Below are 12,488 nucleotides of genomic sequence, written 5' to 3' on the forward strand. Positions count from 1 at the left end.
CCGTCCCGGTCGGCCGGCGGCGTGTATCATAGAGCCGCGTCCATGGCGCCCGATTACCTGCGTACACTGTTCCTCCATCCCCCTTCCGCCGACGGCTTCGACGGCGGCGCCGGCTCCCGATACCAGGCCAAGCGCGAGATCCGCTCGTTCTGGTATCCCACGTGGCTCGCCCAGCCTGCCGCGCTGGTGCCCGGCTCGCGCCTGATCGATGCCCCGCCGGACGGCCTCACGCTGGACGATGTGCGCCCGCTCGCGCGGCAGTACGACCTCTGCGTGATGCACACGAGCACGCCGTCCTTCGCCGCGGACGTCCGGGTGGCGGAGGCGCTGAAGGCCGAGCACGCCGGGCTCACCATCGGCATGGTCGGCGCTGCGGTCGCGGTGGCGCCGAACGCTTCGCTGGAGGCGAGCCCGGCGCTCGACTTCGTGGCCGGCAACGAGTTCGACTTCACGATCGAAGAGGTCGCGCGCGGCGTGCCGCTCGCACAGATCGCTGGCCTGTGCTATCGGCAGAACGGCCACGTCGCGCACACGCGTCCGCGCCCGATCCTGGAGGACATGGACCGCCTGCCCTTCGTGACGCCGGTCTACCGGCGCGACCTGACGATCCCGAACTACGCGATCGGCTATCTCCAGCATCCCTACGTGTCGCTGTACACCGGGCGCGGCTGCCGCTCGAAGTGCACGTTCTGCCTCTGGCCGCAGACGGTGGGCGGGCAGCGTTACCGGACGCGGAGTGTCGAGCATGTGGCGGAGGAGATGGCGCTGGCCCAGCGCCTCTTCCCCGAGGTGCGCGAGTTCTTCTTCGACGACGACACCTTCACCGATGATCTGCCGCGCGCCGAAGCCATCGCGAAGCGGCTGGGGCGGCTCGGCGTCACCTGGTCGGTGAACGCCAAGGCCAATGTGCCCGCGTCCACCCTCAAGGTGCTGCGCGACAACGGGCTGCGCCTGCTCCTCGTGGGCTACGAGTCTGGCGTGCAGCAGATCCTCAACAACGTGAAGAAGGGCGTGCGGCTCGACGCGGCGCGGACGTTCACGCGCGAGGCCAAGCGGCTCGGCATCGCCATCCACGGCACCTTCATCCTCGGGCTACCGGGGGAGACCCGCGAGACCATCCAGGAAACGATTCGCTTCGCGCGGGAGATCGACCCCCACACCATCCAGGTGTCTCTCGCTGCGCCGTATCCGGGCACGGCGCTCCACGCCGAGGCGCTGCGCAATGGCTGGCTCGAGTCGGAGGACCTCGTGGACGCGCGCGGCGAGCAGCGGAGCGCCATCGGCTACCCGCACCTTCCACGCACGGAGATCTTCCAGTCGCTCGACCTCTTCTACCGCCGCTTCTACTTCCGTCCGCGCAAGATGATCTCGCTGGCCGGCGAGATGGTGCGCGACCGCCGGGTGCTCAAGCGGCGCCTCGCCGAGGGCCGCGAGTTCCTCACCTTCCTGCGCCGCCACCGCTAGCCGGCGCCGAGCGCGGGGCGGCCTCGCCCCCGTGCTAGCATGACGGCATGAAGGTGCTGGTGATCGACGCGATCGCGCCTGAGGGGCTTGCCTTCCTCCGCGAGCGCGGCTTCCAGGTCGACGAGGTCTCGAGCAAACTGCCGCGCGAGGAGCTGCTGGCGCGGCTCGGCGACTACGAGGCCATCATCACCCGGTCTTCCACCACCGTCACTCCGGAGTTCCTCGCCCACACGCGGCGCCTGCGCATCCTCGGACGTGCGGGCGTGGGCGTGGACAACATCGACGTCGATGCCTGCTCGCGCCAGGGCGTGGTGGTCGTCAACGCCCCCTACGGCAACGTGGTGTCGGCCGCCGAGCACACCGTGGGCATGCTCCTGGCGCTGGTGCGGAAGATCCCGTTCGCCAACGAGACCCTCAAGGGCGGTACGTGGGATCGCGCGGTGTATGGGACCGAGCTGTTCCGCAAGACGGCCGGGGTGATCGGCCTCGGCAAGGTGGGCTCGCGGGTGGCCGCGCGGCTGCGCGCCTTCGACATGACGGTGCTCGTCTACGATCCGTACATCCCCGAGAGCCGCGCCCGCGAGCTCGGCGTCCGGCTCACCGATCTCGGGACGGTGCTGGCCCAGTCCGACGTGATCACCGTGCACGTGCCATTGACGGAGGAGACCGAGAACCTCCTCTCCGCCCGCGAGATCGCGCTCATGAAGCCCGGGGTGCGACTGGTCAACTGCGCGCGGGGCGGGATCGTCCACGAGGGCGATCTCCTCGCCGCGCTCGACTCGGGCCGGGTGGCGGGGGCGGCGGTGGACGTCTGGTCCGAAGAGCCGCCGGTTTCCGATCTCGTCAAGCGATTGATCGCGCACCCGCGGCTGGTGGGCACGCCGCATCTCGGCGCCAACACCTCCGAGGCCCAGGTGAACGTGGCGGTGGACGTGGCGCGGGAGATCGCCGCGTTCCGCGACGGCGAGCTCGTCGAGCACGCGGTGAACATCCCGGTGGGTGATCGGGAGAGCATGGCCGAGCAGCGGCCGTTTCTCGCGCTGGCGGAGACCCTGGGCCGCTTCTGCGTGCAGCTCGAGCGCGACAACGTCGAGCGCGTCGACGTGGAGGTGGCGGGTCACGTGGGCCGCCGCGACCCCGAGCTGATCGCGCGCGCGGTGCTGAAGGGGCTCCTCGGCAAGGTCACCGCGCAGGCGGTCAACCTGGTGAACGCGCACCTGGTGGCCCGCGAGCGCGGGGTGGCGGTGGCGGTGCGCGCCGACGAGGCCGCGGGGTCGGGCTACACCAACCTCGTGACCGTCACCACCCACGCCGGCGCCGGCCGCAAGATCATCGCGGGCACCGTCTTCGACGGGACGCCTCGCATCGTGCGGCTCCGCGACCTGCACATCGAGTTCATCCCCGAGGGCCACATCCTGGTGCTCTCCTACGAGGACCGGCCGGGCATGGTCGGCAAGATCGGCTCCATCCTCGGCCGGCACAACGTCAACATCGCCTCGATGCACGTGGGTCGGCGGACGCGGCGCGGCGGCGCCATCGTGGTGCTGCTGCTCGACGAGGCGGTCACGCCCGAGGTGATGGAGGAAGTGTCCAAGGCGGTGGAGGCCGACTTCACTCGCCTCATCCGGCTCGACCCGTGAGCCGCCGCCACGCCGCCCGCGCCGCGATGCCGCAGGGCGCGGCCCCCTTCGAGCCGCGGCCGTGGGGCGGCTACCAGACGCTCGAGAAGGGCCCCGGCTATCAGGTCAAACGCTTGGTAGTCCAGCCCGGCCATCGCTTCAGCTTGCAGAAGCACCGCCGGCGCGCCGAGCACTGGACCATCGTCGCGGGCTCGGCCAAGGTGACCCTCGACGGCCGGAGCCGGCGTCTGGGCCCGCGTCAATCGGTCACGGTGCCGCGCGGAGCCTGGCACCGCGCGGAGAACGTAGGCCGCGTGCCCGTCATCATCGTCGAGGTGCAGTTCGGCACCTATCTCGGCGAGGACGACATCATCCGCAAGCAGGACGACTACGGGCGCGCCGGTCGCTAGTCGCTCCCGCCGGGGTAGAAGTGGGCGCCCAGCCCGATGTAGTCGATCTTGTTCTTGTAGAACTGCCCGTTCGGTGAGTTGCCGCTGAAGTATTCCAGCATGACCAGGAGCCGCCGCCCCAGGATGCGCGCCCGGTCGAACTGCAGCCCCGCTCGCACCGAGTAGTTCGGGCTCCAGCTGTTCTCCTCGTGGAGTTGCACGTCGGTCGCAACCACCGTCGTGACGTGCGGCATGAAGCCCAACCGGTGCTTCCACTCGAGACCGGCCTGAGCCGACCAGGGCTTGAGATTCGAGGGATCCTGGTCGAAGAGATAGCCGCCGCCTGCATAGAGGCGGACCTGCCGCTCGAACAGGTGATACGAGAGCTTGAGGTCCACGGCCTCGTAGCTCAAGTTGATGCGATTGGTCTTCGTGCGCAGCAGGAACTCGTCGCCCAGGTGCGAGCTCTGGTGGTAGAGCCGCGTGAGCAGCTCGAACGGGCCCTGCGCGTAGGCGCCCGTGAAGGCGGCGAAGTAGTCGGCGTTCACGAGATCGTGGGACTTGGAGTCCATGTCGAAGATCGCGAAGACGCCGGCCTGGATCCCGACCTCCCAGTAGCCGCCGAACGACGTGATGGCCTGCCGGTAGAGCGGGATGGTCTCGCCGAAGCTCACCGAGGCGATGTGCGTGAAGTCGGGATCGTCCAGATAGCGCTGGATCGATGCGCCGAAGTGGGGCCAGCGCGGATCGGCGAGCAGGGGATCGAAGATGAGCCCGTTCGGCAGGAAGCCGGTCTCGATGGCCTCCGGCGCCCAGTCCGGCGCGGGCGGCGGCAGCGTGGCGCCGGTCGCCGGCGCGCCCGCGGGCGCCGCCGCGATCGTGGGCGGGGCGGTGGGCGCGACCCCCGGAGTCGGCGCCGGACCCAGGAACTCGACGCGCACGGCGCCGGGCACGCGGGCCAGCGCCGCCGCGATGCGCCCGCGATCGGCCTCGCGGGCGGCCGTCACCTGGATGACCCCATCGGTGACGCGAATCGTCGGGGCGCTGGGGCCCAGCGTCTCGCGGAGCAGGGCCGTGGCGTAGCCACGGAGAAAGTCGTCGTCGGCGCCCGCGAAGGCGAGATCGGGTCGGAAGAGAACGGCCAAGGCCAGGGCCAGAACGCCAAGGGTCGCACGCATGGGCGGTCTCCTCGGGATGCCGCCCCAGGCGTTCGCTGCCCGCCGCGGGGCGCGGTCGTGTGCGCGTCTGCCCCTACTCTCTCACGCGTGTCGACGGTCGACGATGCGCGAGGAGGACCTCGTGACCGCAGGCCCTAGCGCGTAACCGGCGGCGGCGGAGGCGGTGGCGGGGGTGGGGGTGGGGGCGGGGGCGGGGGCGGAGGGGGCGGGTTCGCCACGCGCCGGTAGGTCCGCGCGCCAGGAATCTGGTGGCCCTTCGCGTACATGCACTGCTGGTACGCAATGTCATAGCGCTGCTGCACGCTCGCCCCCGCGTAATAGCCGGCATTCGCGCCGGACGCGGTCCCGCCCAGCAGGCCGGCGCCCGCGCCGATGGCGGCGCCCGCGGCCGGGTTGCCGACCGCGGCGCCGATGGCGGCCCCGAGCCCCGCGCCGATCAGCGTGCCCCATACCGAGCCGGCGGCGGTGTTCTGGTTGAACGCGGTCGAGGGATCGCCTGACTGCGTCTGCGCCCACTGCCGGCAGCTCGCGTCATCGGCCTGGAACTCCTCGAATGACCTGCTGGGGCCCGGCATGACGGCCACGCTGGGACCGGCCGGCGCGGTGGCGCAGCCGGCCGCGAGCGCGGCCACCACGACGGCGGCGGTCCCGCGGCGCACGAGCGATGTCCGCGAGGTCACGATGCTCACCGGTCGTAGATCTGCTGCAGCTCCGACTGCAGCTGCTGCATGCGCGCCTTGACCTGACCCGCCCGCGCGAGCTGCTCCGGCGTCAGCACCGAGCGCACCTCGAGGGCGATCTGCGCGCTGTCCTGGAGGAGCTGCTCGCGAAGCGCCGCGATCTGCTTGAGCAGGGGCTGGAGATCCGTAGCCTGCACCGGGGCCGGCCCCAGGAGCTTGTCGGCCAGCTCGTCCTGGGCGCGCCGGAGCTGCTCGACGGTGTTGCGAGTGACCGTGCGGTGATTGGTGAGGATCACGCGCACCTTGCCGTCCTGCTCGGGGGTGAGCTTGGCGGCCCGGATCAGCAGGGGCAGGGCCATGCCGCCTTCGCGCCCCCAGCCGCCCCGTTCGGGCCGCATCTGCGCGGAGGCGGGAAGGACCGAGCCCAGCAGCGCCGCCGCCAGCATCAAGGCCATGGCCAGGGGGAGCCGGGCCGTCCGGCTGGAGATCGTCGAGGTCATCACGTCACGCCTCCTCACGATGCGCCCGCACCACATCCCGATCCTATCAGCCACTCGGGCCCCGTGCACTCGCTCGGCTGCTCCTCGTCGTCGGAGACCACGGACTCCACCGCTTCGGTGTTCGCCTCCGCGGTGGCGGTGGCGTCCCCCCGCAACGAGAAGAGGGCCGCCGACACCTGGGTCAGCATGGCACGGGCCTCCTCGGGGCGCATGGTCGGCGGCACGTAGGTCACGGCCCGCCACACCGTCACCTCGACCCAGAGTAGCGCCGCCAGCGCCGTCGCCGTCGCCAGGGCCGCGGCGGGAATCCAGCGGCGGAACGCGGGCGCGGGCCGCCGGTGCGGCGCGGGACCATCCAGCGTGCGCGTGATCACGGTGAGGTCGCGCGTGAGGCCCTGCGCCCGCCGCGTGCAGGTCAGGCACGAGTCCAGGTGCCGTCGGTCCGCCGGCTCGGCGAGGCCGGCCTGCGCATGGATGAGCGCGCGCTCGGATAGATGCCTCATGCCGGTTCCCGGAGGGTCCGCCGCATCCGGTGCACCGCGCGGAAGAGGTGGCGCTTCACGCTTCCGGCCTTCAGCCCGAGCGCGTCGGCGATTTCCGGGCCCGAGAGGCCTTCCATGTGGCGGAGGACGAACACCTCGCGCTGCCGGTCGGGGAGCGACCGGAAGCTCTGCCAGATCTGTTGCCGCGTCTCGGCGCCGATGGCCAGCTCCTCCGGTGACGGGTCCGCGTGGCGAAGCGGAACCGTCTCGATCGGCTCACTCCATCGCCGGAAGCGCCGCCACCAGCCGGCCCGCCGCCGGTCGCGGCAGGTGTTGACCGCGATGCGGGTGAGCCAGGGTCCCCAGTCGTCCGGAGGCCCTTGCCGCTGCAGCGCCTCAAGCGCCTTCACGAGCACGTCTTGCACTACTTCCTCGGCCTCCTGCCCGTCGGCGAGCAAGAGGCCACAGAGGCGCCGGAGCCGCCCGGAGTGACGCTCGAGCAGAGGCCCGAGCTCATCCTGGCGACTCATGGGAGCATCCACGGCCCGTTGGACGTGGCGGCGCCCTTCCTAGTTTACTGACGAGTGAGGGGGCGGGAAGGTTGACGGGAAGCGGGGGCGCCGGCTCAGCGCATCCACGGGGAAATGCCGAGATAAATCGCGGCCAGGCCCAGGTACTCGTGAAGGACGGCCTCCGCCTGCCGGCGGCTTCGCCACCACGGACCTTCCGGTCGACCGTAGGGAGTCCCGCGGACGATGGCCTCGACGTCGCCGTTCCCGCCCCGGTACCAGATAGTTTTGACCCGGCGAGTGTGCTCCGGGGTGCTCACCAGGATCACGCGACGCCAGCCCCGCGCCTGGGCCTCACGCTTGACCAGGGCCAGCTCATCCTCGGTGATGCGGACCGGCTCGGTCATTACCACGAGGGCACCGGCCGGGACGCCGAACCGGAGCAGGGCCTGTCGGGACTCGGCCTGTAGATCGAGCGGGCGCACCTCCAGCGCCACCAGCGCCTCCACGGTCTCGGGATTGGTGGGGCGCGAGATCAGCACCCGCGGCGCCCAGCCCTGACGATAGAGATCCGCGGCGCCCCGCTCGCGGAACGGGGTGCCGCCCGCGACCACCACGATGGCGTCCGCCTCGGCGAGCGCGTCCTCGATGGACAGGTTCGAGGCGAGCCAGCGGAGCACGGGGGCGTGCACCGCCCAGACGAGGAGCGCGAGGGTGAGGAGGCAGAGCGCCGCGATGGCGGCGCGGCGCGCGTTCACCACCTGCGGCGTCCCAAAAACTTGGAGCACGAGAGGACGCGCTTGTACGATTGCCGCGAGGAGGAATTGCCCATGCGCCGTTTGTTCATATTGTCGGTGGCCGTCCTGGCTCTCTCCGCATGCGCGTCGTCACCGCGCGTCCAGCGGAGCGAGTTCGAAGACATTCCGGTTCCCAAGGGCCTCAGCGTGGACATGGAGAAGTCCACCATCATCGAGTCGCCCTCGGTGAAGGCCGCCCGCATCTTCTACAAGGGGCGCCTCGAGCCGGAGAGCCTCGCCACCGCCTTCCGGACCACACTGGAGGCCAATGGGTGGCGGCATCTGTCCTCGACCATGGCCTCGGGGAAGGGTACCACGCAGGTCTACGACAAGCCGGGGAACTCTCTGCAGATCGTGATTTATGAAGGGATTTATTACACCTGGGTGGAGCTATCGGCTACCAAGGTGGTGACGGGCGCGCTCGCCGCTCCCGCCGCGACGCCGATTCCGACGGCCACTCCCGTCCCACCCGTCCGACAGTAGCGCGCTCGCCGCAACTTGGCCCCGCTCCTCGTTCCGGGAGCGGGGCGTGACGGCGAGCGCGAGGCTCTTTCCTGATTTGATCTACGGTCGCCCCAAGGGGCGACCTCTGTAGGGAGGCCCTTCGGCCTTCGCCCTACGGGCGTCGCCAGGCGCGGCCGTCGCGCTCGATGAGCGTATCGGCCTCGGCGGGCCCCCAGCCGCCCGCCTCGTAGTTGGGGAACTTGCGCGGATCGCCGCTGCCCCAGACGTGGAGCACCGGCCCGAGCAGTTCCCACGCGAGATCGACCCAGTCGCCGCGCGCATAGAGCGTGGCGTCCCCCTTCATCGCATCCAGCAGCAACCGTTCGTAGGCCTCGGGGGGCTCGCCGCCGAAGGACTGGTGGTAGTCGAAGTCCATCTCCACCGCCTTGATGCGGGGCTCGGGCCCCGGCAGCTTCGCGCCGAACTGGAGCGAGATGCCTTCGTCCGGCTGGATGCGGAGGATCAGGCGGTTGGCGGCTTCCGCGATCGCCTCGGGATTGCGGCGGAACACCAGGTGCGGCGTCCGGCGGAACTGCACGGCAATCTCGCTCGCGCGCTTGGCGAGGCGCTTGCCCGTCCGGAGATAGAACGGCACGCCCGCCCAGCGCCAGTTGTCGACGCCGAGCTTGAGCGCCGCGTAGGTCTCCGTGATGGATTCCGCGGACACTCCCTTCTCCTCGCGATAGCCGGGCACCCGCTGGCCTTCCACGAAGCCCTGGCCGTATTGCCCACGCACGGCCACCGTGTCCACGTCGGCCGGCGCGATCGGGCGGAGCGCGCGCATGACCTTGGTCTTCTCGTCGCGCACGGGATCGGAGTCGAAGGTGACGGGCGGCTCCATGGCGACCAGGCAGAGGAGCTGGAGGATGTGGTTCTGGATCATGTCACGCAGCGCGCCGGACTCCTCGTAGTAGGCGCCGCGGGATTCCACGCCCAGCGTCTCGCTCACCGTGATCTGCACGTGGTCCACGTGGTTGCGGTTCCACAGGGGCTCGAAGATCCCGTTGGCGAAGCGGAACACGAGGATGTTCTGCACGGTCTCCTTCCCGAGGTAGTGGTCGATCCGGTACACCTGATCCTCGGAAAAGACGCCGTTGACGACATGATTCAGGGCCCGCGACGACTCCAGGTCGCGGCCGAATGGTTTCTCGATGACCACCCGCACCCAGGCGTCCGTCGCGTCCGCGTTGCGCTGGAAGCCGGCTTCGCCGAGCCGCGTCACGATGTGCGGGTAGAGGGACGGAGGCGTGGACAGGTAGAAGAGGCGGTTGCCGCCGCTCCCGCGCTCCTGTTCAACCCTTTTGATAAAGGCCCCGAGGCCGGGGTAGAGGCCGGGGTCAGCCGGATCGCCGGTGTAGTAGAAGAGGGCCTGCGCGAAACGGTCCCACACCCGCGCCGACGGCGGCTGGACGCGCGCGAAGTCGGTCACGGCCTCGCGCATCGCCGCCCGGAACACTTCGTTGCTCATCTCGGTGCGCGAGACGCCGATGACCGCGAAGGGCTCGGGCAGCACGCGGCTCTGGAACATCGACCACAGGGCGGGGACGAGCTTCCGCTTGGTGAGGTCACCCGAGGCGCCGAAGATCACCATCACGCAAGATTCGTCGGCCATCAGCTTTTCCGTGCGAGCCCGCGCACCGTCTGCACCAGCTTGTCGAGAGCGGGCACGGGCTTGCCTTTGAGGTGAATCCGAGCCACGCGGCGGTCCCTCTCCGACAACGCCTGGAGGTCCCCCAGAGCCTGGGCCGCCTTCAGCGTGCCGAAGTTGTATCCCGCGCCGGGAATCGCGAGGTCGTCGGCGTCGTCGCCGGTGAGCTGGAGGTACACCCCGGTGGCCGGGCCACCCTTGTGGAGCTGACCGGTGGAGTGGAGATACCGCGGTCCGTAGTTGACCGTCGTGGCCACCTTGAGCCGGTCACGCAGGATCATGCGGAGCGCCTCCAGACGCTCCGCCACGTCCTTGTTAGGCGGGAGGTACGCCAGGATGGCGAGGTACTGGCCGGCCTCGGCCTGCGCGAGATGCGCCCACAGCCCCTCGCCGAGTGTCTCGGGCCGGTCCTCGCGGCCGGTCATGAGCGCCAGGCCGTCGGCTTCCGCCACCGCCTTCCACTCGGGCAGCCGGTGGACCTTGCGCCACTGACCGAGGAGGTCATTCGTCTTCTCCTTGGCCGCGGCCACGTTGGGCTCGTCGAAGGGATTGACCTCGAGGGCCGCACCCGCCGCGGCGGCAGCGATCTCCCAGCGGAAGAATTCCGCGCCGAGATCGACGAGGTCGCCGAGCTCGAGGCGGATCACGGGGTGCCCCTCCGCCGCGAGCTTACCGAGGGCGGTGTCGTGCGTGGTGTCGCCCTTCATCAACACGGACACGAACAGGCGATCCTCGCCGTACACCTCCGGGGCGCCCAGCGGCTCGCCGTCCACCGGCACCAGGCCCTTGCCGTCCTTGCCGAGCGACTCCGCGAGGAGCTGCTCGATCCACGCGCCGAGGGCGCGGAGCTTGTCCGAAAGGATCAGCGTGACCTTGTTCCGGCCCGCGCGCGCGAACCCGGCCAACGCCGCGCCCAGCCGCAGGCCGGGATTGTCCGCCGGGCTCGACTCGCGCCCGCACGACTCCAGCATCGCGGCCGCCCTCTCGACTACGCCGTTCACGTCCACCCCGAGCAGCGCGGCGGGCACCAGGCCGAAGTAAGACAGCGCGGAATAGCGCCCTCCGATGGAGGCGGGATTGAGGAAGGTGCGACGGAAGGCCGCCTCCGTCGCCAGCGTCTCCAGCGGTGTGCCCGCATCGGTGATCGCCACGAACTGCATGCCCGGCTTGGGCGGCTTGCCCGCTTCCACCTGCGCGCGGAAGTAGGCGTACAGCGACATGGTCTCGATGGTGCTGCCTGACTTCGTGGCCACCACGAACAGCGCACGCCCGAGGTTGATGCGCTCGAGGGTGCGCTTCACCGCGAGGGGATCCGTGGAGTCGAGCACGAGCAGATCGGGGAAGCCCATCTTCGACCCGAACGTGACGTTGAAGACCTCGGGCGCCAGCGAGGAGCCGCCCATGCCGAGGAGCACCACGTGCGTGTACTGCAGCCGCCGGATCTCGTTTGCGAAGCCGCGGAGCTCCTCGACGGCCTCGCGCATGATCGTGGGCGTCGTGAGCCAGCCGAGGCGATTGCGGATCTCCTCGGCCTCGCCGGGCCAGAGACTGACGTCCTTCGTCCACAGGCGGCCGATGAAGTCCTGCTCCTCCATCGCCTCGATCGCGGCGCTCACCGTCGGATGGCGGAGGGCGTTGGGCGGCGCGGCCACGGCCGGTGCAGCCGGCTCGGGCGGCTCGCTCTTCGACTTCGCCGCCGCGGCCGCGGGCTCGGGCTCGGGCGGCGGCGCACTCTGCCGCACCCCCGATGCCTTCGCCGCCCCGGACTTGCCCGTGGACTTGCCGGCCCACCGCGCCGGAGGCTCGGCCGGCTTCGCGCGTCCCTTCGGCGGGATGACCTCGAGCGTGTCCTCGTCGATCGAGATCACGCCTTCGCGGCGCGCAGGCCCGTCGCTCTCGGACTCGTCCTCGTCGACGACGCCGCCGGTAGCCTGTCGGATCAGCTCGGCCGCCGCGGCGGCGAGCGGGTCCGTGGGCCGCGGGCCTCGGTCCTCGACCCGTGGACGCGGCGGTATCGGGGGCGGTGCGGGGCGACCGGGCCGCAACGGAGGCGGCGGGACCGAGCCGCGCGGCGGCGCCGGGGTCGCGGTGGCAACCGGAGCCGCCGCGGCGGCGGGTGCGGTCGCGGCGGGTGCCACAGACGCGGGTGACGCGCCCGCCGGCGGAGCGGGCTTGCTCGCCGGCGGGCGTGGCGGCGCCGGCGGCGCCGCGGCCGGCGCCACCGCGGTGGGTCGCGGCGGCGCCGGGGCTCCGTCCTTGTCGGGGACGGGCAGCGCGCCCTCGATCTGCGTGATCTTCGCCACGCGGCGGGTGTGGCGCTCCTCGCCGGAGAAGCGCGCCTCGAGCCACGCGCGCGTCACCTCGATGGCCGTCGGCTCGTCGAGCACACGCGCGCCCAGGCAGAGGACGTTCGCGTCGTCGTCCTCCCGGCTCTGGCGCGCGGTGAACACGTCGTGGCAGAGCGCGGCCCGAATGCCGCGGATCTTGTTCGCGGCGATGGAGGCCCCGACGCCGCTGCCGCAGACCAGCAGCCCGGCCTCCACGAAGCCTCGGAGCACCGCCTGCCCGACGGCGCGGGCGAAGTCCGGATAGTCCACCGGCTCCGCGGAGAATGTCCCGAGGTCGAGGATGTCGTGCCCGTCGGCCTCGAGGGCCGCGGCGAGCGGGCCCTTGAGGGCGAAGCCGGCATGATCACAGCCGAGCGCTAAGCGCATGGTC

Annotated in this window: 12 protein-coding genes; 4 read left to right on the top strand and 8 right to left on the bottom strand. The window is 70.9% G+C overall.

Going from position 1 to position 12,488, the window contains the following annotated elements:
• Positions 1-42 precede the first annotated feature (42 nt).
• The 3 genes from hpnJ to VFX14_15625 are packed head-to-tail and all read left to right on the top strand — an operon-like array spanning position 43 to position 3,493.
• Positions 43-1,464 (top strand): hopanoid biosynthesis associated radical SAM protein HpnJ, encoded by a 1,422-nt coding sequence (gene hpnJ / locus VFX14_15615; protein HEU5191112.1) that lies wholly within the window; start codon positions 43-45, stop codon positions 1,462-1,464.
• A gap of 47 nt (positions 1,465-1,511) precedes the next feature.
• On the top strand, positions 1,512-3,104 hold the full coding sequence (serA, locus tag VFX14_15620; protein HEU5191113.1) for a phosphoglycerate dehydrogenase: 1,593 nt from the start codon (positions 1,512-1,514) through the stop codon (positions 3,102-3,104).
• Positions 3,101-3,493: a phosphomannose isomerase type II C-terminal cupin domain gene (locus VFX14_15625; protein HEU5191114.1), complete on the top strand. Its 393-nt coding sequence runs from the start codon at positions 3,101-3,103 to the stop codon at positions 3,491-3,493. The genes serA and VFX14_15625 overlap by 4 nt, the downstream gene beginning before the upstream one ends.
• On the opposite strand, the gene VFX14_15630 is transcribed toward VFX14_15625, so the two are convergent.
• The 6 genes from VFX14_15630 to VFX14_15655 form a co-directional block, all read right to left on the bottom strand.
• Complete coding sequence (locus VFX14_15630; GenBank protein HEU5191115.1) at positions 3,490-4,650, bottom strand: DUF1207 domain-containing protein; 1,161 nt, start codon at positions 4,648-4,650, stop codon at positions 3,490-3,492. The genes VFX14_15625 and VFX14_15630 overlap by 4 nt on opposite strands.
• Before the next feature lie 134 nt (positions 4,651-4,784).
• Entirely contained in the window at positions 4,785-5,339 is a 555-nt protein-coding gene (locus VFX14_15635; GenBank protein HEU5191116.1) for a YMGG-like glycine zipper-containing protein, read from the bottom strand.
• Positions 5,336-5,830, bottom strand: a complete 495-nt coding sequence (locus VFX14_15640) for a periplasmic heavy metal sensor (GenBank protein ID HEU5191117.1) — start codon at positions 5,828-5,830, stop codon at positions 5,336-5,338. Before VFX14_15640 ends, VFX14_15635 begins: the two co-directional genes overlap by 4 nt.
• Before the next feature lie 14 nt (positions 5,831-5,844).
• Positions 5,845-6,333 (bottom strand): hypothetical protein, encoded by a 489-nt coding sequence (locus tag VFX14_15645; GenBank protein HEU5191118.1) that lies wholly within the window; start codon positions 6,331-6,333, stop codon positions 5,845-5,847.
• Entirely contained in the window at positions 6,330-6,842 is a 513-nt protein-coding gene (locus VFX14_15650; protein ID HEU5191119.1) for a sigma-70 family RNA polymerase sigma factor, read from the bottom strand. Before VFX14_15650 ends, VFX14_15645 begins: the two co-directional genes overlap by 4 nt.
• 95 nt (positions 6,843-6,937) lie before the next feature.
• The gene (locus VFX14_15655) at positions 6,938-7,609 is read right to left on the bottom strand and encodes a YdcF family protein (protein ID HEU5191120.1); all 672 of its coding nucleotides are present in this window, start codon (positions 7,607-7,609) and stop codon (positions 6,938-6,940) included.
• A gap of 42 nt (positions 7,610-7,651) precedes the next feature.
• On the opposite strand from VFX14_15655, the gene VFX14_15660 reads away from it, so the two are divergent.
• Entirely contained in the window at positions 7,652-8,101 is a 450-nt protein-coding gene (locus tag VFX14_15660; GenBank protein HEU5191121.1) for a hypothetical protein, read from the top strand.
• 133 nt (positions 8,102-8,234) lie between these two features.
• On the opposite strand, the gene zwf is transcribed toward VFX14_15660, so the two are convergent.
• Together zwf and rpiB are read right to left on the bottom strand one after the other, a co-directional pair.
• Complete coding sequence (gene zwf, locus VFX14_15665) at positions 8,235-9,734, bottom strand: glucose-6-phosphate dehydrogenase (protein ID HEU5191122.1); 1,500 nt, start codon at positions 9,732-9,734, stop codon at positions 8,235-8,237.
• On the bottom strand, positions 9,734-12,484 hold the full coding sequence (rpiB, locus tag VFX14_15670) for a ribose 5-phosphate isomerase B (GenBank protein HEU5191123.1): 2,751 nt from the start codon (positions 12,482-12,484) through the stop codon (positions 9,734-9,736). Before rpiB ends, zwf begins: the two co-directional genes overlap by 1 nt.
• Positions 12,485-12,488 lie beyond the last annotated feature (4 nt).

Source organism: Candidatus Methylomirabilota bacterium (genome assembly GCA_035764725.1).
GTDB lineage: Bacteria > Methylomirabilota > Methylomirabilia > Rokubacteriales > CSP1-6 > DASRWT01.

Coding starts and splice junctions, on each gene's coding strand:
- hpnJ (HEU5191112.1), top strand. CDS start 43: ATGGCGCCCGATTACCTGCGTACACTGTTCCTCCATCCCCCTTCCGCC.
- serA (HEU5191113.1), top strand. CDS start 1,512: ATGAAGGTGCTGGTGATCGACGCGATCGCGCCTGAGGGGCTTGCCTTC.
- VFX14_15630 (HEU5191115.1), bottom strand. CDS start 4,650: ATGCGTGCGACCCTTGGCGTTCTGGCCCTGGCCTTGGCCGTTCTCTTC.
- VFX14_15640 (HEU5191117.1), bottom strand. CDS start 5,830: ATGACCTCGACGATCTCCAGCCGGACGGCCCGGCTCCCCCTGGCCATG.
- VFX14_15645 (HEU5191118.1), bottom strand. CDS start 6,333: ATGAGGCATCTATCCGAGCGCGCGCTCATCCATGCGCAGGCCGGCCTC.
- VFX14_15650 (HEU5191119.1), bottom strand. CDS start 6,842: ATGAGTCGCCAGGATGAGCTCGGGCCTCTGCTCGAGCGTCACTCCGGG.
- VFX14_15660 (HEU5191121.1), top strand. CDS start 7,652: ATGCGCCGTTTGTTCATATTGTCGGTGGCCGTCCTGGCTCTCTCCGCA.
- zwf (HEU5191122.1), bottom strand. CDS start 9,734: ATGGCCGACGAATCTTGCGTGATGGTGATCTTCGGCGCCTCGGGTGAC.
- rpiB (HEU5191123.1), bottom strand. CDS start 12,484: ATGCGCTTAGCGCTCGGCTGTGATCATGCCGGCTTCGCCCTCAAGGGC.